Source organism: Microbacterium sp. K24, from assembly GCF_004794465.1.
Classification (GTDB): domain Bacteria; phylum Actinomycetota; class Actinomycetes; order Actinomycetales; family Microbacteriaceae; genus Microbacterium.
In genome coordinates, this window is the sequence record NZ_SSDJ01000092.1 from 43,710 (window position 1) to 66,237 (window position 22,528).

General features: G+C 70.1%; 19 protein-coding genes. 12 read left to right on the plus strand and 7 right to left on the minus strand.

What is annotated here, in order from left to right; all coding sequences use genetic code 11:
• Positions 1-5 precede the first annotated feature (5 nt).
• Positions 6-557 (plus strand): GNAT family N-acetyltransferase, encoded by a 552-nt coding sequence (locus DW306_RS07890; RefSeq protein WP_205814122.1) that lies wholly within the window; start codon positions 6-8, stop codon positions 555-557.
• On the opposite strand, the gene DW306_RS07895 is transcribed toward DW306_RS07890, so the two are convergent.
• Positions 554-3,091, minus strand: a complete 2,538-nt coding sequence (locus tag DW306_RS07895) for a DEAD/DEAH box helicase (protein ID WP_136055064.1) — start codon at positions 3,089-3,091, stop codon at positions 554-556. The genes DW306_RS07890 and DW306_RS07895 overlap by 4 nt on opposite strands.
• Positions 3,092-3,132: 41 nt before the next feature.
• Positions 3,133-3,990, minus strand: a complete 858-nt coding sequence (locus tag DW306_RS07900; protein ID WP_136055065.1) for a sigma-70 family RNA polymerase sigma factor — start codon at positions 3,988-3,990, stop codon at positions 3,133-3,135.
• Between the two features lie 92 nt (positions 3,991-4,082).
• On the opposite strand from DW306_RS07900, the gene DW306_RS07905 reads away from it, so the two are divergent.
• On the plus strand, positions 4,083-4,847 hold the full coding sequence (locus DW306_RS07905; RefSeq protein ID WP_136055066.1) for an NAD(P)H-binding protein: 765 nt from the start codon (positions 4,083-4,085) through the stop codon (positions 4,845-4,847).
• Positions 4,848-4,874: 27 nt separating this feature from the next.
• Here DW306_RS07905 and deoD read toward each other — a convergent pair whose 3' ends face one another.
• The 3 genes from deoD to DW306_RS07920 all read right to left on the minus strand — a co-directional run bounded on the left by deoD (position 4,875) and on the right by DW306_RS07920 (position 7,530).
• The gene (gene deoD / locus DW306_RS07910; protein ID WP_136055067.1) at positions 4,875-5,588 is read right to left on the minus strand and encodes a purine-nucleoside phosphorylase; all 714 of its coding nucleotides are present in this window, start codon (positions 5,586-5,588) and stop codon (positions 4,875-4,877) included.
• Positions 5,589-5,699: 111 nt separating this feature from the next.
• Positions 5,700-6,368, minus strand: a complete 669-nt coding sequence (locus tag DW306_RS07915; protein ID WP_136055068.1) for a DNA alkylation repair protein — start codon at positions 6,366-6,368, stop codon at positions 5,700-5,702.
• 124 nt (positions 6,369-6,492) lie between these two features.
• On the minus strand, positions 6,493-7,530 hold the full coding sequence (locus DW306_RS07920; RefSeq protein WP_136055069.1) for an FUSC family protein: 1,038 nt from the start codon (positions 7,528-7,530) through the stop codon (positions 6,493-6,495).
• 97 nt (positions 7,531-7,627) lie between these two features.
• Between DW306_RS07920 and DW306_RS07925 the strand changes: the two genes are divergently transcribed.
• The 4 genes from DW306_RS07925 to DW306_RS07940 all read left to right on the plus strand — a co-directional run bounded on the left by DW306_RS07925 (position 7,628) and on the right by DW306_RS07940 (position 12,322).
• Positions 7,628-8,206, plus strand: a complete 579-nt coding sequence (locus DW306_RS07925; protein WP_136055070.1) for a TetR/AcrR family transcriptional regulator — start codon at positions 7,628-7,630, stop codon at positions 8,204-8,206.
• Between the two features lie 86 nt (positions 8,207-8,292).
• Positions 8,293-9,642, plus strand: coding sequence for a cytosine permease (locus DW306_RS07930; protein ID WP_240747112.1), 1,350 nt, complete (start codon positions 8,293-8,295; stop codon positions 9,640-9,642).
• On the plus strand, positions 9,639-10,775 hold the full coding sequence (locus tag DW306_RS07935; RefSeq protein ID WP_136055072.1) for a DUF917 domain-containing protein: 1,137 nt from the start codon (positions 9,639-9,641) through the stop codon (positions 10,773-10,775). The genes DW306_RS07930 and DW306_RS07935 overlap by 4 nt, the downstream gene beginning before the upstream one ends.
• Positions 10,775-12,322: a hydantoinase/oxoprolinase family protein gene (locus DW306_RS07940; RefSeq protein WP_136055073.1), complete on the plus strand. Its 1,548-nt coding sequence runs from the start codon at positions 10,775-10,777 to the stop codon at positions 12,320-12,322. Before DW306_RS07935 ends, DW306_RS07940 begins: the two co-directional genes overlap by 1 nt.
• Here DW306_RS07940 and DW306_RS07945 read toward each other — a convergent pair.
• Positions 12,285-13,187, minus strand: a complete 903-nt coding sequence (locus DW306_RS07945; protein WP_136055074.1) for an alpha/beta hydrolase — start codon at positions 13,185-13,187, stop codon at positions 12,285-12,287. The two genes, DW306_RS07940 and DW306_RS07945, sit on opposite strands and share 38 nt — an antisense overlap.
• Positions 13,184-14,374, minus strand: a complete 1,191-nt coding sequence (locus tag DW306_RS07950) for a M24 family metallopeptidase (protein WP_136055075.1) — start codon at positions 14,372-14,374, stop codon at positions 13,184-13,186. The genes DW306_RS07945 and DW306_RS07950 overlap by 4 nt, the downstream gene beginning before the upstream one ends.
• 74 nt (positions 14,375-14,448) lie before the next feature.
• On the opposite strand from DW306_RS07950, the gene DW306_RS07955 reads away from it, so the two are divergent.
• The 6 genes from DW306_RS07955 to DW306_RS07980 all read left to right on the plus strand — a co-directional run bounded on the left by DW306_RS07955 (position 14,449) and on the right by DW306_RS07980 (position 22,488).
• The gene (locus DW306_RS07955) at positions 14,449-16,008 is read left to right on the plus strand and encodes an oligopeptide:H+ symporter (protein ID WP_168429261.1); all 1,560 of its coding nucleotides are present in this window, start codon (positions 14,449-14,451) and stop codon (positions 16,006-16,008) included.
• Positions 16,005-17,243: an amidohydrolase family protein gene (locus DW306_RS07960; protein ID WP_136055077.1), complete on the plus strand. Its 1,239-nt coding sequence runs from the start codon at positions 16,005-16,007 to the stop codon at positions 17,241-17,243. The genes DW306_RS07955 and DW306_RS07960 overlap by 4 nt, the downstream gene beginning before the upstream one ends.
• Positions 17,244-17,308: 65 nt before the next feature.
• Positions 17,309-18,505, plus strand: coding sequence for a PucR family transcriptional regulator (locus tag DW306_RS07965; RefSeq protein WP_136055078.1), 1,197 nt, complete (start codon positions 17,309-17,311; stop codon positions 18,503-18,505).
• Positions 18,506-18,639: 134 nt separating this feature from the next.
• Positions 18,640-19,095 carry an SRPBCC family protein gene (locus DW306_RS07970; RefSeq protein WP_136055079.1) on the plus strand — a complete coding sequence of 152 codons (456 nt, stop codon included), beginning with the start codon at positions 18,640-18,642 and terminating at the stop codon, positions 19,093-19,095.
• Between the two features lie 163 nt (positions 19,096-19,258).
• The gene (locus DW306_RS07975) at positions 19,259-19,519 is read left to right on the plus strand and encodes a hypothetical protein (protein WP_136055080.1); all 261 of its coding nucleotides are present in this window, start codon (positions 19,259-19,261) and stop codon (positions 19,517-19,519) included.
• 74 nt (positions 19,520-19,593) lie between these two features.
• Complete coding sequence (locus tag DW306_RS07980; RefSeq protein WP_168429262.1) at positions 19,594-22,488, plus strand: helix-turn-helix transcriptional regulator; 2,895 nt, start codon at positions 19,594-19,596, stop codon at positions 22,486-22,488.
• The last annotated feature ends 40 nt before the right edge of the window (positions 22,489-22,528 follow it).

The following is a 22,528-nucleotide window of genomic DNA, read 5'->3' on the forward strand; positions in this document are numbered from 1 at the left end:
GGCGCATGGCCGGTCCCGTGATCACCTGGCGCCCCGTCGTCGAAGACGATTTCCCGCTGCTCGCCGACTGGCTGTCGAGACCGCACGTGCACCGGTACTGGCATCACGACTTCTCGCCGGAGGGTGTGGCACGGGATTTCGGGCCCGGCACGCGCGGCGAGGAGGCCGGGGAGGATCTGCTCGTCTCGGTCGGCGGCGTGCCCGCGGCGCTCGTCCAGCGCTCGCGCATCGCGGACTACGCCGAGGACTTCGACGAGCTGTCGGCGATCGTCGAGGTGCCCGATCACGCGGTGACGATCGACTACCTGATCGCGGATGCCGCAAGCACCGGGCGCGGTCTGGGCACGGCGATCATCCGGGAGGTCGTCGCCGACACCTGGCTCACCTACCCCGATGCGCCCGCGATCATCGTTGCCGTCGTCGCGACGAACATCGGGTCGTGGCGCGCGCTCGAGAAGGCCGGGTTCCGCCGAGTCGGTGAGGGGGAGATGGAGCCGGAGAACCCGATCGATCCGCCGCTGCACGTGGTGTCGCGGATCGACAGGCCGCCGGCCTAGAGCCGGTCGACGCCGGTGACCGTGACGACGGCCTCGCCGGCCTCATCGGATGCCGCGAGGTCGACCGTCGCCGAGATGCCCCAGTCGTGATCACCGGCGGGGTCGTCGAGGATCTGACGGGCGGTCCACCGTTCGGCGCCCTGCTCGAGGATCAGGAGCTTCGAGCTGCGGGCATCCGCGCCGGTGAGGATCTCGTCGTGGTCGGCGAAGTATCCGTCGAGCGCCGTGTTCCACGCATCGGCCCCGAGCTCGGGGTCGAGCTCGGCGAGGGCGTCGACGTCTTCCCGGGCCGCGAGCTGCACCCGGCGGAACAGCTCGTTGCGCACGAGGATACGGAAGGCGCGCACATTGCTCGTGAGGCGCTTGGGCGCGGGCGGCACGATCGGCTCGTCCTTCCCCTGCGCGTCGAAGCGGCCGTTGTCGATACCCGCCCGCAGCTCCTCCCACTCGTCGAGCAGGCTCGAGTCGACTTGCCGCACGAGCTCGCCGAGCCACTCGATGAGGTCGCGGAGGTCTTCGTCCTTCGCCTCTTCCGGGATGGTCTGCGAGGCGGCGCGGTAGGCGTCGGAGAGGTACCGGAGCACCACTCCCTCTGAGCGGGCGATCTTGTAGTAGGCGACATATTCCCCGAAAGACATGGCGCGCTCATACATGTCGCGCACCACCGACTTCGGGTGCAGGTCGAAGTCGCGGATCCAGGGCTGGGCGGCGCTGAAGGTCTCGAAGGCCGCGGTGAGCAGTTCGTCGAGCGGCTTCGGATAGGTGATCTGCTCGAGCAGCTCCATCCGCTCGTCGTACTCGATGCCCTCGGACTTCATCGCGGCCACGGCCTCCCCGCGGGCGAGGAACTCCTGCTGGCTCAGCACCGCCCGTGGATCGTCGAGCGTCGACTCGACGATCGAGATCATGTCCAGCGCATACGAGCCGGTGCCGACGCCTTGGGCCGCTGAGGTCGTCGAAGCGCCTGGATCCGGGTCGAGCAGCTCGAACGCCGCGAGGGCGAACGGCGACAGCGGCTGGTTCAGCGCGAAGTTCGGCTGCAGGTCGACGGTGAGCCGGATCTCTCCGGCATCCGTCCGCTCCACGATCCCCGATTCGCGCAGCGTCCGGTAGATCCCGAGCGCGCGGATCGCCAGCTCGCGCTGCCGGGAGCGGGGCTCGTGGTTGTCGTATACCAACGCGCGCATATTCCCGAAGACGTCACCGCCGCGGGCGATGACGTTCAGCATCATGGCGCTCGTGATCTGCATGTGCGAGGTCAGCGTCTCGGGTGTCGCATCGATGAGCTTGCGGAACGACGGCTCGCCCCACGACACGAAACCATCCGGCGCCTTCTTGCGCACGATCTTGCGCTTCTTCTTCGGATCGTCGCCGGCCTTCTTCACCGCGGCGGCGTTCTCGCTCTCATGCTCCGGCGCCTGCGCGACGACCGTGCCGGCGGTGTCGTAGCCTGCACGACCGGCACGACCCGCGATCTGGTGGAACTCGCGGGCGTTCAGCTGCCGCATCCGGGTGCCGTCGAACTTCGTCAGGGCCGTGAGCAGCACGGTGCGGATCGGCACGTTGATGCCGACGCCCAGGGTGTCGGTGCCGCAGATCACGCGGAGCAGGCCGCGTTGCGCCATCTGCTCGACGAGCCGCCGGTACTTCGGCAGCATTCCGGCGTGATGCACGCCGATCCCGGCGCGCAGGAAGCGCGAGAGCGTCTTGCCGAACGCGGTCGTGAACCGGAACTCTCCGATGAGGTCGGCGATCTGGTCGCGCTGCTCGCGCGTCGCGACCTTCGTGCTCGACAGTGCCTGGGCGCGCTCCATCGCGGCCGCCTGCGAGAAGTGCACGACGTAGACGGGCGCCTGGCCCGTGTTCAGCAGGTCGTCGATCGTCTCGTGGATCGGCGTGGTCTCGTAGAAGAAGTGGAGCGGCACCGGACGCTCGACGCCGGTGACGGATGCCGTCTCACGGTGCGTGCGCCGGGTGAGGTCGGCGGCGAGGGTCGTCACATCGCCGAGCGTCGCCGACATCAGGATGAACTGTGCCTGCGGGAGCTCGAGCAGCGGCACCTGCCACGCCCACCCGCGCTCGGGATCGGCGTAGAAGTGGAATTCGTCCATCACGACCTGGCCGACGTTCATCTCGGTGCCCTGCCGCAGCGACAGGTTCGCGAGGATCTCGGCCGTGCAGCAGATGATCGGAGCATCCGCATTCACCGAAGAATCGCCCGTGATCATGCCGACGTTCTCGGCCCCGAACACGTCGACCAGGGCGAAGAACTTCTCGCTCACGAGGGCCTTGATCGGCGCCGTGTAGAAGCTGCGCCTGCCGGAGACGAGCGCCGCGAAGTGCGCGGCCACGGCGACGAGCGACTTCCCGGTGCCGGTCGGCGTCGACAGGATGAGGTTGTTGCCCGAGACGATCTCGATGACCGCCTCGTCCTGCGCGGGGTACAGACGGATGCCGGTCGACTCGGCCCATTCGACGAACGCCAGGTAGACGGCATCCGGGTCGGAGCCGTCGGGGAGCGTGTCGAGGAGCATCCTTCGATCATCCCCTACCGCTGCGGGTCGGCGCGCCGCGGTCAACCGGGCAGCACGACGCCCGCCAGACGCTCGGGGTCGGCGAGCACCTGCAGGCCGATGATCCGCCCGTCCTCGATCTCGAACGCCATGAGCGACACGATGCGGTCGCCGAAGGATGCCGCGACCCCGGGCCGTCCGTCGATGAGCACCGGCGTGGAATGCGCGGCGAGACGGGCGGCGAGCACGGCCTGCGCCCCGATCTCGGCGGATCCGTGCAGCGTCTGCGTGCTCGTGCCGTAGTCGGCATGGAGTGTGGCCTCGTCGTGGAGCAGGCCGAGGAGCGCGGCCAGATCGCCCTCCTGCGCCGCGGTCAGCCACGCCTCGACCAGCGCGCGGCCGCGGCGGCGGTCGGCCCGATCGGGCACCGAGGCCTCGCGGAGCCGTCGTCGCGCCCGCGATGCCAGCTGTCGTGCGGCATCGGGAGAGCGGTCGACGGCGTGTGCGACCTCGTCGAACGGCTGGCCGAACACGTCATGCAGCACGAAGGCGATCCGCTCCGCCGGCGTCAGCGCGTCCAGCACGACGAGCAGCGCCACGTTGACGCGGTCGGACCGGTCGACGAGGTCGGCGAGATCCGGTGCCGTGTCGACGGGCTCGTCGCGCCACGGCTCGATGTTCCACGACTGCTCTAGAGTCGACCGCGGAGCGCGGAGCAGGTCGAGACTGATCCGCGACACCACGGTGGTGCACCATGCGTCGAGGTTGTCGATCGCGTCGGCATCCGATCGGGCGAGGCGCAGCCAGGTCTCCTGCACGGCATCGTCGGCATCCGCGCTCGATCCCAGCATCCTGGTCGCGATCGCCCGCAGTCGTGGTCGAGCCGCTTCGAACCTCTCGGCCAGCTCTTCGTCGTTCATGTCACATCTCCTCGTCGCCGCTCGTCATGATCTCGACGGATGCGGCGGCCGAGATGTGACAGGCCGTCGCGACACACGGAAGGAAGACCATCATGAGCACTCCCATTCTCGTCACCGGAGGCACCGGGAACATCGGACGCCACACGGTTCCGCTGCTGCGCGCCGCGGGCAGCGAGGTGCGCATCCTCAGCAGGCACGCGGATGCGGACGCCGCCGGCATCCGCTCGTTCGAAGGGGACACCGTGAAGGGGACCGGCCTCGCCGAGGCGCTCGACGGCGTCGAGACGGTGCTGCACCTCGCCGGCGGCGCGAAGGGCGACGACATCGCGGCACGGAACCTCGTTACCGCGGCCCGGCGGGCGGGCGTCCGGCACCTCATCCTCATCTCGGTCGTCGGTGCGGATCGGATGCCGATCGGCTACTTCCGCATGAAGGCGGCCGCCGAACGCGCGTTCGCGGAGCCCGGCATCCCGTGGACCGTGCTGCGCGTCGCGCAGCTGCACGACTTCGCCCTGCCGATGGTGAAGGCGCTGTCGGGCATGAGGATCGCACCGCGGGGGCTGCGGTTCGAGCCCGTCGGAGTGGACGCCGTCGCCGAACGCCTCGCAGAGCTGACGCTCGGTGCACCCGCCGGTCGTGTCGCGGATCTCGCCGGCCCCGAGGTGCAGGAGGTCGCGGATCTCGTGCGGGCGTTCGACGCCGCTCGCGGGCGGACCCGCCGGCTGATGCCTCTGCGCATTCCCGGTGCCGTCGGTCGCGCCTACCGCGCGGGTGACAACCTCGCCGACGAGACGGCGGTGCGCGTGGGGGCGACCTGGGTGGAGTTCCTGGGAGAGCGCACTGCTGTCAGCGCGTGAGAGCGCGGTCGCCCGCCCGGCGCCCCCTCAGCCCTTCGTCGCGGCCTGCAGGGCGATGCGGATCATGTCGCCGAAGGTCTGCTCGCGTTCCTGGGCCGTCGTCGCCTCGCCGGTGACGATGTGGTCGGAGACGGTGCAGATGCTCAGCGCCCGCCGGCCGTAGAACGCGGCGAGCGTGTAGAGGCCGCTGGTCTCCATCTCCACGCCCAGCACGCCGTGCTGCACGAACGGCTCGTTGAGCTCGGGGCGGGTGCTGTAGAACTGGTCGCTCGAGAGCAGCAGGCCCACGTGCACGGCGGATGCCGGGGGCTCGGACTCGCTGGCCTCGACGGCTGCGCGCAGCAGCGAGAAGTCGGCGACCGGCGCATAGTCGAGTCCGTGGAACCGCATCCGGTTGATGCCCGAGTCGGTGCAGGCCCCGTTCGCGATGATGATGTCGCGCACGGCGAGCTTCTCCGTCAGAGCCCCGCACGATCCGACGCGCACGATCGTCTCGACCCCGTACTCGTCCAACAGCTCGTTCGCGTAGATCGCCATCGACGGCTGACCCATGCCCGACCCCTGCACCGAGACGCGGTGTCCGTTCCAGGTGCCGGTGAAGCCCAGCATCCCGCGGGTCTCGCTGTACAGCTCGGCGTCGTCGAGGAAGGTCTCCGCGATCCACTTCGCGCGCAGCGGGTCGCCGGGGAACAGGACGATGGGGGCGATCTGACCGGGCTCTGCGGCGATGTGCGTGCTCATGCCCTCAGGCTATTCGCGCCGACCGGCCCCTTTCTATGCCGCACGCCCCTTTGAGAACGTTCAGAAGGGGGTGGCTCGCACAGAAGGGGGTGGCTCGGCCGGCGAGCCAGGTCAGCCCTCGCGCCGCCGCACGATCTCGGCGATCCACAGCGGGGCGAAGGGCGAGGTGCAGCCTGGGGCCGTGGGGTAGTCGGCGAGCACTTGCAGCCGTTCGCCGATGTCGAGCGCCCGCGCTCGAAGCGCCGGGTGATAGATGCCGATGTTCGACAGAGTCTCATTCATCGACCACTGCAACCGCGACGGCGCGTCCTTCATGTCACGCTCGATCAGGTCGAGCAGGTGCGACAGGTCGAGGCCCTCGGGCTTCTTGATCACCCGCTCCGTCGTGAGCGACCAGGCTGCGGCGGCGACCGTCGGATCGGCGTCGTCGAACCAGCGCAGCCGCATCTCCTCGGCGAGCGGCGTCTTCTTCGCGACGTAGTTCACGAACCAGTCGTTGACCTTCGGCGGCCGGGTTTCGCGGATCATCGCGTCGAGCTCGTCGGCGGTGAACTCGCGTGGCCGGCAGAGGAGCAGCGCGAGCAGCCGCGCGGGCGTCTCGCCGGTCGCCCAGAGCTCCCGTGCGAGCGGCTGATCGGCCTTGATCTTCTTCGCGACCGCCCGCAGGCGGCTGAGGTTCATGCCGTGGTCGTCGCCGCGCTTCTCGTTCGCGGCGCGCACCTTCGGATCCTCGAGGGCGGCGAGATCGCCGAGGGCCTCGGCCAGCGTCGTGTCGGGCATGCCTCCAGGGTAGGCCTCCCACTCCTCGCGCGAGCGGCCCCTTTCCGTGCGAACCAGCCCGCTGTGAACGCGCATAGAGGGCCGGTTCGCACACAAGGGGGTGGCTCGGCGCCGACCACCGGCATCAGTCCTCGCCGAGCAGCCCTCCGTGGATGCGGCGCAGGTCTTCCAGGAGCGAGCCGATCAGGATCCAGTGCTGCGATGACGGCGGACGCACGACGAGCGGCGCGGTCAGCGCGGGGATCGCCGAGGTCAACGCCTCGGGTTCGGGCGCGACATCGGCGATCTGCACGGCCAGCCGCACGTCGTGCCCGGCGCGGCGCAGCTGTTCCGCGATCGCCGTCACCACGGGCTCGTCGCTGAGGGAGTCGTCGTAGTGGTCGAAGTAGGCGCGAGTCATGCCGATCGTCTGCGTGACGATCGGAGACAGCCTGTCGACCAGCATCCGCATCTCGCGCAGCTCGGCGCGGTGCGTGGAGCGGCGCGGATTCAGGGTGAGCGACTCCTCGCCGGCGGCGAGCGATGCCTCGGCGGCGTCCTTCATCGGACGCAGCAGCCGCACCTCGAGCATCAGCTCCTGGAGTCGCGCGGGCGTCTGCGGGGAGGGCAGGGCGTCGGCCAGGCGGTCGAGGCTCGCGGCGAGCTCCTTCCCGAGCATCCCGAGGTCGCGCCGTGCGGGGGCGACGAGCACGGGCGGCACGATGAGCGCGTTCACGACGATGCCGATCGCGACGCCGATCAGCGTCTCGACGATGCGGGCGAACGCGTACTCGGGGCTCGACGAGCCGAGTGCGAGCACGAGCATCGCCGAGATCGCGATCTGGTTGCCGGTGCCGGGGGAGGTGCGCGCGAGCCAGGCGACGAGCATCGCCACGACGATCGCGAGCAGCACGACCCAGCTCGACGAGCCGAGCAGCAGGCCCAGGCCCACGGCGATCAGCACGCCCGCGATCACGCCGATACTGCGCTCGAGGGCCTTCGACAGCGACTGGTTCACGCTCGGCTGCACCACCAGCAGAGCGGCGATCGCGGCGAAGACCGGCAGCTGGGTCGGGAACACCCAGCCCGCGATGAGCCACGCTCCGATCGTCGCCGCCGCCGACTTGCCGACCTGCAGCAGCGGGGAGCGCTGCGAGGCGCGGATGGCGGCGGGGATGCGCATGTGCTCCACGGTAGTCGTGCGGATGCCACGGCCGGGGTCTTGCGCGACACCGGGAAGCGGGGATACTCTCTGCCTAACTAATAGTCGTTAGGCAACCATGACCCGAGCAACGATCCTCGCCGAAGCCCGCACGATCTTCGCGCGACAGGGCTACGCCGAGACGAGCCTGCGCGAGATCGCCGAGGCCGTCGGCATCAAGACGCCCTCCCTCTACGCGCACTTCTCCAGCAAGGAGGAGCTCTACGAGACGGTGTACGCCGAGGTGGCCGTCGAACACACGGCGTTCTTCGACGACCTGGCCCGCAGCAGCGGTGACCTCGAACCGCTCGCGCGTCTGCGCCACCTGCTCGGCGGCATCGAGGCCTACTACCGCGACCGCCCCGACCTGGCCGAGTTCAGCCTGCGCGCCGCCGTCACGGAGTACGGTCCCGCCGGACGGCAGCTGCGCGAGATCTTCCTCGACTCGGAGTCGAAGCTCGCCGCCGCCGTGCGCCAGACCTATGACGACGGCGTCGCCTCCGGAAGCTTCATCAACGGCGACGCCGACGGCTTCATCGCGCTGGTCTTCGTCGTGATGGACGGCCTCTTCCTTCAGCTCACGCACTACGCACCCGAAGTGTACGGCGAGCGCTTCGAGCAGGCCTGGCGTCACCTCGCCAGGATCCTCTCCCGCTGAAACCCGACCCGCCCTGCGGGGCCTCCGCACCCGGGAACCCGAATCCCGCGGACGGCCCCGCACGGCCACTCCCGAAAGAGCAGATGATGACCACCACCGACTACGAGCACGGCGTCGTGCCCCTGGACCAGCGCAAGAGCTGGCTGTCGATCGCGACCGTGTGGATCGCGATCGGCATCGACCTCTCCGGCGCCTTCCTGGGGGTCGCGCTCGCCTCGGGCATGGCGTTCTGGCCGGCGATCGCCGCGACCGTGCTCGGCTCGCTCCTGCTGGGCCTGCTCGCCATGGCCTGCGCCTACGTCGGCGCGTCCACCGGACTCAGCAGCGCCATGATCTCCCGCGCGGTCTTCGGCAAGATCGGCGGAGCGATCCTCGCCCTCGCCATCTCGGTGAGCCTCATCGGCTGGTTCGCCGTGCAGGCCGGGTTCTTCGGCGCGAACGCGCAGATCGCCTTCGCCGAGTTCACCGGCATCGACGTTCCTGTGCAGATCTTCACCGGCGTCGGCGCCGTCCTCATGGCGCTCACCGCCTTCTGGGGCTACCGCGCCATCAACCGCCTGAGCGCCCTGGCCGTGCCGCTGCTTCTGCTGCTCCTGCTGGTCGGCGTCATCGTCGCGTTCGCGGTGAACGGCCCCTCCGGGCTCGACGCGCCGGTCGAGCAGACGATCACCTTCGGCGGCGCCGTCTCGCTCGTGATGGGCATCTTCATCCTGGGCGTGGTGCTCGCGCCCGACATGGCCCGCTGGGCCCGCACGCCGAAGCAGGCGATGATCGCCGGTTTCGTCGGCTTCTTCTTCGGCAACTCGATCATCATCGTCGTCTCGATCCTGCTGGCGCGCATCATGGACGGCACCGAGCTCATGGCCATCTTCTTCGCCCTCGGCCTCGGCGGCGTCGCTGTGGTGGTGCTGATCCTCGCGCAGTGGACCACGAACACCACGAACCTGTACTCGGCCGGACTCTCGTTCGCCGCGATCAGCAAGCGACTCGACCGCCGCATGGTCACGGCCGTGCTCGGCGTCATCGGCATCGTCATCGGAGTGATCGGCGCCGCCGACTACTTCGTGCCGTTCATCCTCGTGATCGGCATCATCATCGCCCCGTACGGCGGGGTCTACCTCGCGGCGTTCTTCACCGGCCGACGGGGTCCGCGCTGGGCGCACGGAGCCGCGGTCCCCACGGCCGACGGGTGGTCGATCGCTGCCTGGGTGGTCGGCATCCTCGTGGCGGTGGCGACGACGAACCCCGCCGACGGTCCCGGCTTCGGCTGGTTCACGCTCACCACGATCTCGGCACTCGACGGTCTGATCGTCGGCTTCGTCGTGTACCTCGCGCTGGTGCCGCTGCGTCGCAGGGTGGAGCCGGATGCCGCGGCATCCGCTCCCGCCCCGAACGAAGCAGAGCCCGCACGCCTCGACGACGGGGTGAGCGCATGACCGGCGGGCATCTCACCGAAGCCGACATCGACGAGATCGCCCTCGGCGCCGCGGTGCTCGGCACCGGCGGCGGCGGCGACCCGCACGTCGGCTCGCTGATGGCGAAGCGCCTCATCCGCCTGCACGGACCGGTCGCGCTGCGCGACGTGGACGAGCTGACCGACGACGACTTCGTCATCCCGATCGGCGGCATCGGCGCTCCGTCCGTGAGTGTCGAGCGCATCCAGGCCGAGTCGGAGCTGCTCGCGGCGCTCGCCGCCATCGAGCGCGCGGTCGGACGCCGCCCGACGGCGGTGATGCCGATCGAGGTCGGCGGCGGCAACTCGATGATCCCGATCGCGACAGCCGCGCTCGCGGGACTCCCCGTGGTCGACGGCGACGCGATGGGCCGGGCGTTCCCCGAGGCGCAGATGGTGACCTTCCACCTCGCGGGCTACGGCCCCGGCGCCACCGTCATGGTCGACCACCACGGCAACGAGGTCGTCAGCCGGCCTGTCGACGGCGCCTGGTCGGAGCGCATCGCCCGCGCCGTGACCGTCGAGATGGGCGGTGGGGCGACGATGATCGACTACGCCTACGGCGGCGATGTCGTGCGCGAGTGCGCGATCCCCGGCACCCTCACCCTGGCGAAGCGCATCGGCCGCATCCTGCGAGGTCGGGATGCCGCGGGCCGCGAGCTCCGCGACGACGAGCGCATCGACGCCCTGTGCGCCGACCTCGACGCGGTGCGCCTGTTCGAGGGCAAGGTCGCCGACCTGCAGCGCGCGGTCGACGGCGGCTTCACCCGCGGAGCAGCCGAGCTCGACGGCGTCGGGGTCGACCGGGGCAGCAGCTTCCGCCTCGACTTCCAGAACGAGATGCTGCTCGCGCGTCGTGACGGCGCGCTCGCCGCCGTCACCCCCGACCTCATCACGGTGCTCGACCTCGCCACCGGCATGCCGATCACGACCGAGGCGCTCCGCTACGGTGCGCGCGTGGCCGTGATCGCGATCCCCTGCCACGAGAAATGGCGCACGCCGATGGGACTGCTCACCGCGGGGCCCGCGCACTTCGGATACGACGTCGAGTGGGTCCCCGTCGAAGACATCCCGCGCGAGAGAAATGCGCAGACCACCGAGGGGAGGGCCGCCTGATGGCCGGGTATCGGATCGGTATCGATGTCGGCGGAACCAATACGGATGCCGTGATCCTCGACGACCGCCTCGCCGTCGTGGCGTCGGTGAAACGGCCGACCACGCGCGACACCGGAGACGGAGTCGCCGATGCGATCGACGCCGTGCTCGCGGCATCCGGGGTGGACCCCGCTCTCGTGTCTCACGCGATGCTCGGCACCACGCACTGCACCAATGCCATCGTCGAGCGCCGCGGCCTGGGACGCGTCGGCATCCTGCGTCTCGGGGCTCCGGCGACGACGGCCGTGCCGCCGCTCGAGGGCTGGCCTGCCGACCTGCGGCGCGCGATCGGCGACCACGCGTACCTGGTGCCCGGCGGGTTCGAGGTCGACGGACGTCTGCTGGCCCCGATCGACGAGCAGTCCGTGCGCGACGCGTGCGCGCGCATGCGCGGCGAGGTCGACGCGGTGGCGGTCGTGGGGGTGTTCTCGCCCATCGACGAGAGCCAGGAGGAGCGCGTCGCCGCGATCGTCGCGGAGGAGCTCGGCGTGCCGGTGTCGCGGTCGGCGCGCATCGGCTCGCTCGGACTCCTGGAGCGCGAGAACGCGACCGTGCTCAACGCGGCGCTGATGCAGACGCTGACGCAGATGGCCGGCGGGTTCGTCGCCGCGCTGCGTGCGCGAGGGATCCCGGCGACCCCGTACTTCGGACAGAACGACGGCACGCTCATGCAGCTGGAGTACGCGCTGGAGTTCCCGGTGCTGACGATCGGCTGCGGTCCGACCAACTCCATCCGCGGGGCGGCGCACCTCTCTGGGGCGACCGACGCCCTCGTCGTCGACATCGGCGGCACCACGACCGACATCGGCGTCCTCGTCGACGGCTTCCCTCGGCAGTCCGCGCACGCCGTGGAGATCGGCGGCATCCGCACGAACTTCCGGATGCCCGACGTGCTCTCGGTCGGTCTCGGCGGCGGCACGATCATCCGTCCGGACGGCGACGGCGTCACTGTCGGTCCCGACAGCGTCGGCTACCGCCTGCCGCAGGAGAGCATCGCGTTCGGCGGAGCGACCCTCACGGCCACCGACATCGCCCTCGCCTTCGGGGGCGCGGAGATCGCCGGACTCACGGCGCCGACCGTCGACCCCGAGCGCGGCTCCGCGGCATGGACCGCGATGCGTGCGATCCTCGAGGACTCGATCGACCGGATGAAGCCGAACGCGGCGCCGGTCCCGGTGATCCTCGTCGGCGGCGGAGGCATCATCGCGCCGGGAGAGCTCGACGGCGTCTCGTCGCTGATCCGCCCCGATCACTTCGGTGCGGCCAACGCCGTCGGCGCAGCCCTCGGCGAGGTCGCGGGCCAGATCGAGAAGATCTATCGCGCCGACCCCTCCGATCGGCGTGCGTCCCGAGCGGATGCCGCCGCCGAGGCGACCGAGCGGGCCCGGCTCGCCGGCGCCGACCCCTCCACGATCGAGGTCGTGGCGGTCGAGGAGCTCCCCGTTGCCTACTCCGACGGGACGGCCGTGCTCATCCGCGCGAGAGCGGTGGGACGACTGGCGGCGTGATCCCCGAGGCGCACCAGCGGAGCGCCTCGATCTCGTGATCGCGCAGCCAATGGCCGCCGTCGGGCACGATCTGCAGCTCGCCGTGCGGCAGCAGTCGGAGCCATGCCTCGCCGTGCGACACCGGAACGAGCACATCGGCCCCGCCGTAGACGAGCCTGGTCGGCGCCAGGACGGCGGCGGGGTCGAACGCCCACTCGCGGGCGAACAGCGCGAGGTCGTCCTCGACCCAGCCGTCGATGCCGTGCTCCGCCCATTCTGTCGCCTCGACGGCTTCCTCCTGTTGCACCTCGTCGCGGCCGAGAACCTCGCGATCGCTGGTCGGCAGTCGTTCGAACCAGTCGGCCAGGGCGTCCACGCCGTCGCCGAGCGAGATCAGGTGCTCCCGCAGGGCGACCTCGCCGAGGCGAGCGGCATGGATCTCGGCGACGGTCTCAGCGACCATCCCGGTGGCGGCGTCGAATCCGAACAGAGCGGGGCCCAGGCCGACGTCGACGCAGAGCGCGCTCACCCGGTCCGGCAGAAGCGCCGCCACAGCGACGGCGTGCGGTCCGCCGCCAGAGGTGCCCATCACCGCGAATCGCTCGGCACCGCACGCGTCCGCGATGGTCGCGGTCCAGGCTGCGGCATCGGCGACGGTGCGTCCGGGGACAGTGTCCGATCCGCCGTAACCGGGTCGGTCGTACGAGCAGAGGCGCACTCCCGCCGCGGTCGCTCCCGCCCACCCCCCGGGGACAGCGATCGAGCTGCTCGGCGTTCCGTGGTGAAAGACCACGAGAGGCCCGTCCGGATCGCCCCACTCACGTACGCGGATCGATCCGGCGGCGGTCGGCAGCTCGAACTGCCGGTTCCACGGCGACGCGGTCATGCGAACTCCAGCACGTCGCGCGGAAGCGCGGAGAGGAACCGCGGCCCGGTCTCCTCGAAGACGACGGTGTCGACGAGGATCAGGGAAGTCCACGACTCGAAGTTCGTGACGAGTCCCGCCTCGATGACGTCGTCTCTCTCGTCGTCCAATCCCCACGTGAACTCGCCGACGAAGTCGGCGGGGGCGACAGAGAGTCCGAGTTCGTATGCGGCTGAGCCGGCGCCTGGCGCCCCGCTTTCCGCGAAGTAGGAGCGCAGCGCGTCGATCAGCCGTTGCCATGGCGCGCCGACCAGGCCGTGCTGCCGGACCACATCATAGGCACCCGCGGCGATGGCGACCTGCCGCCTGCTCTCCTCCGAGACCTGCCCGAACATCAGAGGACGGGTGGCTCTGGCGTGGTAGCCGTCGACCGACGAGGCCACATCGGGATGCACCACGGGGCCGGAGCCGAGCAAGCTGCGCCCGCTGAGGCGATGCAGGGTCGAGACGGAGGAGCCGGCCGCGATGGTCTCATGCAGTGCCGCTGGTTCGCCTCCCGCGCGCACCATCCCCAGCGAGTAGATGCCCCAGGCCTCGAGTTCGGTGGTCTCGGGGGTCGCCTCCGCGAGGATCGCGCGGACTCCGGCATCCGCCGCGGCCTGCGCCTGCTCGATCTTGCCGATCTCGGCAGGACTCTTCAGACGCCGGATGTCACGGAAGGGGAGCGTGACATCGACGACGCGGCATCCGAGCTCGCCGAGCATGGCGTCGACGACGTCGGCCACCGCGGGGCTCGGGATGCAGCTCCAGCGCTCCATCCCGACGCGCGAGCCCGCCCACGGCCGGATCTGCTCGGCGAGGAAGGCGACGTAGTCATCGAGCGAGGCCTCGTGCGTCTCCGACGACGAGGGAAGCGTCCGAACATCGTCGAGCATGGTCGAAGTCCGCGCGAGCTCGTCGTGGTAGCCGGCGTCGATGATGAACGGTGCGCCGTCCTCGACATGCACGACGATGCACTGCGCCGGCGGCATCGAGGTCGAGGTGTGCTGGCGATACCAGCGCACGCGATATCCGGTGAGCCAGGCCATGGTGTCGGGGGCGGTGAGGATGGCGACCATGACATCGGCGTCGGCCATCGCGCGCCGCATACGCCGAAGGCGGTCGGCGTACTCGGCTCGCGTGAAAGGAAGATCTGCGTCGTTGCTCATCCGACCATCGTCACCGTTGCGAAGGCGACGAGGAATGCGACATGCGTCGTGTTCCTGGTCGGAGAATTCCACCTATGTCGAAACCGTCCCGCCCTCCGATCGGATTGACTCTCGACAACCCCGAAGCCGCGTCGCGGCATCCCTGGAACGATGGAGGCGCCATGATCGTCAGCAGCTCGCCCACTGCGCCACCCGGGCGCACCTTGTTCGGCCTGCCGCGCACGATGTACCCGGTGGCCGGCTTCGCCGGGTTCGACGCTCTCGCCTACTACGGCATGCAGACGATCCTCGTGTACTACGTCTACTTCGCCGCGAACGAGGGCGGTCTGGAGCTCTCGCCATCCGTGGCGATCGCGATCGTGTCGACGTACAGCGCCGCGACCTTCCTGGCGACGATGTTCACAGGCTGGCTCGCGGACAACGTCCTGGGCGCCGGCCGCGGTCTGCGATGGGGGGCGGTGCTCGCGCTCATCGGATACCTGGTGCTCGCGCTCGTCCCGGGTGAAGTCGGACTCGCCGCCGGACTCATCGCGATCGCCTTCGGCGCTGCATCGATGTGGGTCAGTGAGGGCGCCGTGCTCGGTGGCACGCTGAACGCCCACGAGGGCAAGCGCGAGTCGGGCTTCACGATCTACTACCTCGGAAGCGCCGCAGGAGCGCTGGTGGGCATCACCCTCACCGGCGCGCTGCAGACCGGTTTCGGCTTCCGGATCGGCTTCCTCGCGTCGGCGGTGGTGATCCTCATCGGTCTGCTCGTCTACCTGCCGTTCCGGCGCGGGACCGAGGCGACGGCCCCTGCCGTCGCAACTGTCCGCATCAGTGGATGGGCACTCGCCTGGCCGATCGTCGGTGTCATCGCGGCGGTCGCCGCCGTCATCGGCACCGTGGCCGTGGGGTGGAATCCTGCGACGCTCGTCGGTGCCGGCGCCCTGGTCGCCGCGGCCGCGTTGCTCTTCCGGCTGTTCGCGCGTCACGATCTCGACCGCGAGCACAAGCGGCGGGTACTGCGCTACCTGCCGTTCTTCTTCGCGACCGGAGCCTTCTCGATGCTCTACCAGCAGCTGTACACGACAGTGGCGATCCACTCGGAGGCCAGCACCGACAGGATGGTGTTCGGCATCGAGCTTCCTCCCTCGACCGTGCTCGGCATCGCGCCACTCTGCACCATCATCGTCGCGCCGATCCTCGCCACGGTGTGGGGTGCGCTCGGACGACGTCAGCCGTCGCTGGCCGTGAAGTTCGCCGTCGCCTTCGCGGGGTGCGCGGTCGGGATGGGTTGGCTGGCGCTGGCTTCCGGTGTCGGCGGCCTGACGCCGATCATCGTGCTCGTCTTCATCGTCTTCGTCTTCGGAGCCTCCGACGTCGTGGTCTCGCCGTCGGGTCTCTCACTGGCGAGCGCCGTCGCGCCGGCGGGGTTCGAGACGCGCATGCTCTCGGTGCACTATCTCTCCGTCGCGATCGGCATCGCCGCGGCCGGTGTCGCCGGAGAGGGATTCATCCCCGGAGAGAACGAGACCGGCTACTTCGCCGGATTCGCCGTCGTCGGCGCCGTCGTCGCCGTCGCCATGATCGTCGTGCGGGTCGCCTTCGGCAAGCGCCTCGTCACGACCCGAGAAGGAGAGGTCGTCCGATGACCACCGCGATCGAAACCGTCCGCACGATCCGCGCCGGCGCCGTCGCCGATGTGCTGACCGGAGAAGTACTGACAGACCATGCCATCGTCCTGGACGGCGAGCGCATCGCGGCCGTGGAGCCCTGGTCGCCTGCGCGGCACGGGGGCGGCGAAGGCGTGCTGGATCTGAGCGATCACCTCGTGGCGCCGGGGCTGATCGATCTCCACACGCATCTCGTCGGCGAGCTCGAGCACGGCAGCTACAGCGCCTTTCTCTCCGGGTCCGCGGCTCGCGATGCGCTGCGCGGAGTGCGTCACGCGCGTGCCACCCTGCGGGCGGGATTCACCACCGTGCGCGACGTCGGCAGCTTCCGCGCCTTCGTCGACTGCGACCTGCGCGACGCGATCGACTCGGGCATCTGCGACGGACCGCGCATGGTGTGCGCAGGGGCGTACGTCACCTGCTCCTCAGGTGGCGGTGAGATCACCGATCTCGCTGTCGACATCGAGCTCCCGCATGCGTACCGCTTCGGCGTGGCCGACTCGGTCGACGAAGTGCGCTCGGCCGTGCGGCGCATCGCGCATCGCGGCGCCGACGTGATCAAGATCATCGCCACCGGGGCGGTGTACGCCACAGGCACCATCCCCGGCGCACCCGAGTACACCGAGGCCGAGTTGCGCGCGTGTGTCGAGGAAGCCGCCTTGAACGGCCTCTACGTTGCGGCGCATGCGCACGGTGAGGAGGGCGCTCTGCGCGCGATCCGTGCGGGCGTCCGCACCATCGAACACGGCACGCTGCTGGGCGAGGCTGCCATGTCGGCGATGCTCGAGCACGGCACCTACTACGTGCCGACGACCTATCTGCTGCAATGGGTCGAGGAGCACGGCGAACGGGAGGACTACCCGGCCGGTGTGCAGGAGAAGACCGCCGCTGTCGGCGCGTCGGCGCGGGCGGCCGTGCGCCTCGCGATCGAGGCGGGCGTCCGGATCGCCTACGGGACGGATGCCATCGTCTTCCCCCACGGCCGCAATGCGGGCCAGCTGGCCGAGTTCGTCGAGTGGGGGATGACCCCGATGCAGGCACTTCAGTCCGCGACCTCGGTGGCGGCCGACTGCCTCGGCAGGGCCAAGGACATCGGAGCGATCGCGCCCGGCCGATTCGCCGACATCGTCGCGGTCCGCGGTGCGCATCTCGAGCGGATCGAGCGCTTCTGCGACGTCGCGGCGGTGCTCAAGGGCGGGACGCTCGTCGTGTGATCCCGGCGGCGGAGGCCCGCGGCGTAGGATCGGAGGCGTCTCGCCGGTCAGGTAGCGGAGGCCCGATGTTCGACACCGTGCAGGAGACCGTCGATCGGCTGGCGATGACGCTGCGCCGATCCGTGGTGCTCGAGGATCCCGACTGGGTCCTGCTGGCGAGCAGTGCCCACTACGACGATCTCGATCCGGCACGGCTGCAGACGCTCACGGCCCGGCGGCCGACAGAGGCTCTCGGTGCCGAACTGCGGTCGAGACGGCTGCACGCGCAGCTCGTGCCCCGCGTGATCGATGCCGATCCTTCCTGGGGTCTCGAGCATCCGCGGCTCGTGCTGACGCTGCGCTCCCGCTACGGCGTGCTGGGGTTCCTCTGGATCACGCTCGTCGAGCCGCTGACGCCCGGCGAGTCCCAGCTCGTCATCGAGACCGCCGAGACGCTTCGCGCTCTGCTCGTCAACATCTCACAGTCGATCGAGGCCGTGAACGCCGAAGTGGAGTCGGAGATGCTCGGCCTGCTCACCCCGGATGCCGCGAGTCGAGGTCGCGCGGCCGATGAGCTGGTCGACCTCGGCATGTTCACGCGGTCGCGCCGCTTCGTGGCGATGTGCCTGTCGCTCGATGTCGAATGGGCGCCGTGGGGCGGGCCGCCTCCTCGTGAAGTGATCTCGCACGCACTGCTCCGCGCCATCACGACGCCGATGATCGATGCCTACAGTTTCGTCCCGACGATGCCCGAGACGCTGGTCGTGATCGGCTTCCGCAACGAACCGACCCTCGAGGCTATCCAGAGCGTGGTGACGGCCGTCATCCGCGAGACCGATGCCGCCGACGTCCAGGAGCCGCTCGGTGCCGTGCTCGGAGTCGGATCTTCGGTCGAGGCGCTCGCCGACACATGGGAGTCCTATGAGCAGGCGTTGATCGCGGTGCGCGTTGCGCGGTCGCGGGGGAGCAGGTCGGCGTCGTGGCGCGCGGATCCGATCGCCGCGTCGACTGCCGTCCTGCTCGCACAGGAACCGCCTCCGCACCTCCTCCCCGAGCCGCTCCGGCGACTCGCGGATGCTCCTCCGGAGACCATCGCGCTGTTCGAGGCCTACTTGGCCCACGGTGCGAGCGTCGCCGAGATGGCCGATCACCTGGGCGTGCACCGCGCCACCGTGCACTACCGACTGCGCCGCGCAGCGGAATCCATCGGAATCGACATCGAGGATGAAGCCGCCCGCTTCGTGGTCGGAGCGTGGCTCCGCCAGCGGTGGTTCCGCGTCTGATCGGATGCTGCGCCTCGGATCCCTCACCGGCCCGGTAAGGGACTCCCGCGCTCGTCGCTGTCAACCCCATCGCTCTTCCTCGTCGATGCCTGCTGAATGGAAGGACACGAACGACGAGCAAAGAGGAGCATCACATGGTGCAGATCATCGAGACCATCGACGTCGACGTTCCCGTCAGCGTCGCGTACAACCAGTGGACCCAGTTCGAGAGCTTCCCGAAGTTCCTCGACGAGGTCGAGTCGATCACGCAGACCGGCGACACCCACACGCACTGGAAGGTCAAGGTCGGCGGCATCGAGCGCGAGTTCGACGCCGAGATCACCGAGCAGCACGCCGATGAGCGCGTCGCCTGGACGAGCACCGGCGGCGAGACCGAGCACGCGGGAGCGGTGACGTTCCACAAGCTCACCGAGACGTCCACGCGGGTGACGGTGCAGATCGACTGGGAGCCCGAGGGGCTTCTCGAGAAGCTCGGCTCCCTCGTCGGCGCCGGCTCGCACGCCGTCAAGAAGGACCTCAAGAACTTCAAGGAGTTCATCGAGGCCCAGGGCGCCGAGACCGGTGCCTGGCGAGGCGACGTCCCCGCCTGACCGCTTCGCAGGATCGAGGCCCGGATGCAGCTCACCGCTGCATCCGGGCCTCTTCCGTGCGCGCACCTAGGCATCGTCATCCGAAAGATAGGGCATCCGCCCGATCCGGCCGGGGCACCTCAGAGCGGAGTGTAGGGATACAGCGAACCGCCGAGGAGAAATCATGTTCGAGCACCCGTATCTCAGCCATCAGATCACCACTTTCGAGCAGGAGCAGATCGAGCGCGCGGCCGAGCGGCGTCGCTTCCTGATCGAGCACGCCGACCAGATCGTGCCCCGGCGGGAAGGGGCGTTCCGCCGGATGCTGCGCCGGATGACCGGCGGCCGCCGCGAGGTCGCTCCGCCCGCGCGCTCCACCGCGTCGCGGACGGCCGACGGACGTGCGACAGCGGGATGCGACCGGGCGGCGGCGCCGGCGCAGTGACGGTCACGCGCGCGGGGTCTGCTCCGGATGCCGGGACCGACCCGGATGTCGGAGGGGAGTGGGACGATGGGGGCATGCCCCCGTCCGCTCCCAGCGCTGCGATGGTCGGCCGAGACGCCGAACTCGCCGAGGTGCGTCGACTGTTCGACGCCGTACGCGACGGCGTGCCCGCGGCCCTGCTGGTCGAGGGCGAGGCCGGCATCGGCAAGTCGCGGCTGCTGCGGGAGTTCGGCGGCGACATCGCGCAGCAAGCCGATGTGCACGTCGGCTGGTGCCTCGATCTCGGCGCCTCGCGCACCCCCTACGGCCCGCTGACCGGCATCCTCCGCTCGATCGTCGCGCGCATGGGCGTCGAGCGGGTGCGCGAATCCGTCGGCGTGGGCGCCGAAGCGCTCAGCATGCTGCTGCCCGAACTCGCGTCCGCTCCGGCCGACCGAGACCGCACGAGCCCCGAACGGCTCCGTGACGCGATCGCGTCGCTCATCGAGGCGGCGTCCGAGGGCGCCCCGCAGGTGCTCGTCGTGGAAGACCTGCACTGGGCCGACGAGTCGACGCTGGCGATCCTGTCGTTCCTGCTGCGCGCACTCAGCCGAGGACGTGTGCTCCTGCTGATCACCTGCCGCACCGACGACGTGCGCCGGGGCGATGCGGTCAGCCGCTTCATCGGCGAGGCCACGCGTTCGCGTCTGCTCGAGCGGCTGACGCTCGCCCGGCTCGACCACGATGCCGTGCGCGAGCTGGCCGAGCAGATCACGGGTCAGCCGATCTCGGCGACGGCGCTCGAGCGCATGCAGGATCGCGCGGAGGGCGTGCCGTTCTTCATCGAAGAGATCGCCGGCTGCTCGAACGGCCCCCTGCCCGACAGTCTCCGCGACCTGCTCCTGGCGCGCTTCGACCGGCTCGGCGACGACGCGCGGCATGTCGTGCAGGTCGTCTCGGGGGCCGAGCGTCCGCTGTCGCATCCCCTCGTCGTGCAGCTCGCCGAGCTGCCCGAGCTGCGGCTCGAAGACGCCCTGCGCGAGGCCACGCGCACCGGCATCCTCGTGGTGGTCGACGAGGACTACCGCTTCCGGCACGCCCTGCTGCGCGAGGCCGTGCACGATGACCTCCTCCCCGGTGAGCGCGCGCGTCTCCACCGCGCCTACGCCGAGACTCTGGAGGCGCAGGCCGCGGACTCCGAGAGCGGCGATGACGCCGCGCTCGCGTATCACTGGCAGCTCGCGCAAGACGACCGCCGAGCCCTCATCTCCGCTGCGCGCGCCATGCGTCATGCAAAGGCCCGCTACGCGTTCGCGAGCGCCGCGCGCTTCGGCGAGCTGGTGCTGGAGTTGTGGCCGCAGGTGCCCGATGCCGCCGATGCCGCGGGCTCCGAGCGCCTCGAGCTGCTGCTCCTGCTCGGCTCGATCCTGCGGAACGCGGGCGACGGCGAACGGGCGCTGGCGGTGGCGAACCTCGCACTCGACGAGCTCGATCCCGCGACCATCGACCCGCGCGTGCACGCACGCCTGCTGCGCAACAAGGCCCTGTATCTCGTCAACCTCGGGCGCCTCGGCGCGATCCCGCTGCTGCAGGAGGCCCTCGACATCGCGGAGGCGCGTCTCGACGACGATGTGTTCCGCGCCGAGCTGCTCAACCACCTCGCGAGCCGCCGCATGATCTCCGGCGACCGCGTGGAGGCGATCCGTCTGGCCGACGAGGCCGAGCGTGCGGCCGCAGGGGCGGCCTCCACGGATCAGCTGTCGGTCGCGGCGAACGTGCGCGGGGGCTCCCTGGCGCACCTGGGAGAGGTCGAGGCCGGCGTGCGCGAGTACGAGCGCGCCCGCGAGCTGGCCGTCGGATCGAACGCCGAGATGCGCTACCGCGTGAACTACTCCGACCTGCTGACACTGCTCGGCCGCTACCGCGAAGCGGTCGAGGTGGCCGAAGAAGGGCTGCGTCGGGCGCGCGAGCTCCGTGTCGAGCGCACCACCGGATCGATCATGGCGCAGAACATGATCGTGCCGCTGCTCGAGCTCGGCGAGATCGAGCGGGTGGAGGAGATGCTCGCCCGCGACTTCGTACAGGGCACCCTGCGCGTGTTCCGCATGTACATGAGCATGACCCGGGTGCGCGTGCTCGCCTGGCGCGGCCGACCTGCCGAGGCGGCCGAGCTGCTGAAGGAATGGCTGCCGGCGTTCCATGAGACGGGCGGTTCGGAGCGTCAGATCTGGTACGACCGTGTGATGATGACGGTCGCGGTGGCCGAGAGCGCGGGCGATCTCCGCGGTGCGCTCGACACGATCCTCGAGATGCTGCAGGACGAGCACCCCGCGCTGCTGCATCAGCGCCGCCTGCTGCTGGAGGGTGCAGCCCTCATCGCCGAGCTGCGCGCCGACGGCGCCGACGTCCAGGGGGCCGCCGATTCCGTGCGTGCCGCGTGGGTCGCTCAACCGGCGCAGCTGCAGGGCGACGCGTGGTCGACGATCCTCGATGCCCTCCTCGACCCGCGCCCGGATGCGCTCGATGAAGCACTGCACAGCGCCGACGGCGACGACGTGCCCGTCGCGTTCCGGGTCGTCCTGCGCCTCGAGAAGGCGCGGATGCTGGTGCACGACGGCGATCGCGCGGCGGCGTCGAACCTGCTCGCCGAGGCTGCCACGATCGCGGAGTCGCTCGGCCATGCGCGGCTGCAGGGGTCGGTCGCGCGGTTCGCGGCCGACGCAGGGCTTCGTCCCGCGACCGGATCCGCCTCCGATTCCCGCTCCGACGCCGACCCGCTGACGGCTCGCGAGCGGCAGGTGCTCGAGCTGATCGCCGAGGGGCTGAGTAACCGCCAGATCGGCGAGCGGCTGTTCATCAGCGTCAAGACGGTGAGCGTGCACGTGTCGGCGGTGCTGCGGAAGCTCGGGGTGAGCACGCGTACCGAAGCGGCCCTGATCCAGCAGAATCCGACGTTCTCTGCTGTACGTCAGCCAGCCGTGGTACCTTGAGCAAGCGCGCGTATCGGATGTTCCGATTCCGCGTAGGCCG

Excerpts from the sequence above, each read along its gene's own strand:
- DW306_RS07900 (WP_136055065.1), bottom strand. The coding sequence starts at position 3,990 with ATGAACGACGAAGAGCTGGCCGAGAGGTTCGAAGCGGCTCGACCACGA.
- DW306_RS07920 (WP_136055069.1), bottom strand. The coding sequence starts at position 7,530 with ATGCGCATCCCCGCCGCCATCCGCGCCTCGCAGCGCTCCCCGCTGCTG.
- DW306_RS07960 (WP_136055077.1), top strand. The coding sequence starts at position 16,005 with ATGACCACCGCGATCGAAACCGTCCGCACGATCCGCGCCGGCGCCGTC.
- DW306_RS07965 (WP_136055078.1), top strand. The coding sequence starts at position 17,309 with ATGTTCGACACCGTGCAGGAGACCGTCGATCGGCTGGCGATGACGCTG.
- DW306_RS07915 (WP_136055068.1), bottom strand. The coding sequence starts at position 6,368 with ATGCCCGACACGACGCTGGCCGAGGCCCTCGGCGATCTCGCCGCCCTC.
- DW306_RS07945 (WP_136055074.1), bottom strand. The coding sequence starts at position 13,187 with ATGACCGCGTCGCCGTGGAACCGGCAGTTCGAGCTGCCGACCGCCGCC.
- DW306_RS07935 (WP_136055072.1), top strand. The coding sequence starts at position 9,639 with ATGACCGGCGGGCATCTCACCGAAGCCGACATCGACGAGATCGCCCTC.
- DW306_RS07980 (WP_168429262.1), top strand. The coding sequence starts at position 19,594 with ATGCCCCCGTCCGCTCCCAGCGCTGCGATGGTCGGCCGAGACGCCGAA.
- DW306_RS07925 (WP_136055070.1), top strand. The coding sequence starts at position 7,628 with ATGACCCGAGCAACGATCCTCGCCGAAGCCCGCACGATCTTCGCGCGA.
- deoD (WP_136055067.1), bottom strand. The coding sequence starts at position 5,588 with ATGAGCACGCACATCGCCGCAGAGCCCGGTCAGATCGCCCCCATCGTC.
- DW306_RS07895 (WP_136055064.1), bottom strand. The coding sequence starts at position 3,091 with ATGCTCCTCGACACGCTCCCCGACGGCTCCGACCCGGATGCCGTCTAC.
- DW306_RS07940 (WP_136055073.1), top strand. The coding sequence starts at position 10,775 with ATGGCCGGGTATCGGATCGGTATCGATGTCGGCGGAACCAATACGGAT.
- DW306_RS07970 (WP_136055079.1), top strand. The coding sequence starts at position 18,640 with ATGGTGCAGATCATCGAGACCATCGACGTCGACGTTCCCGTCAGCGTC.
- DW306_RS07930 (WP_240747112.1), top strand. The coding sequence starts at position 8,293 with ATGACCACCACCGACTACGAGCACGGCGTCGTGCCCCTGGACCAGCGC.
- DW306_RS07950 (WP_136055075.1), bottom strand. The coding sequence starts at position 14,374 with ATGAGCAACGACGCAGATCTTCCTTTCACGCGAGCCGAGTACGCCGAC.
- DW306_RS07955 (WP_168429261.1), top strand. The coding sequence starts at position 14,449 with ATGTCGAAACCGTCCCGCCCTCCGATCGGATTGACTCTCGACAACCCC.
- DW306_RS07975 (WP_136055080.1), top strand. The coding sequence starts at position 19,259 with ATGTTCGAGCACCCGTATCTCAGCCATCAGATCACCACTTTCGAGCAG.
- DW306_RS07905 (WP_136055066.1), top strand. The coding sequence starts at position 4,083 with ATGAGCACTCCCATTCTCGTCACCGGAGGCACCGGGAACATCGGACGC.
- DW306_RS07890 (WP_205814122.1), top strand. The coding sequence starts at position 6 with ATGGCCGGTCCCGTGATCACCTGGCGCCCCGTCGTCGAAGACGATTTC.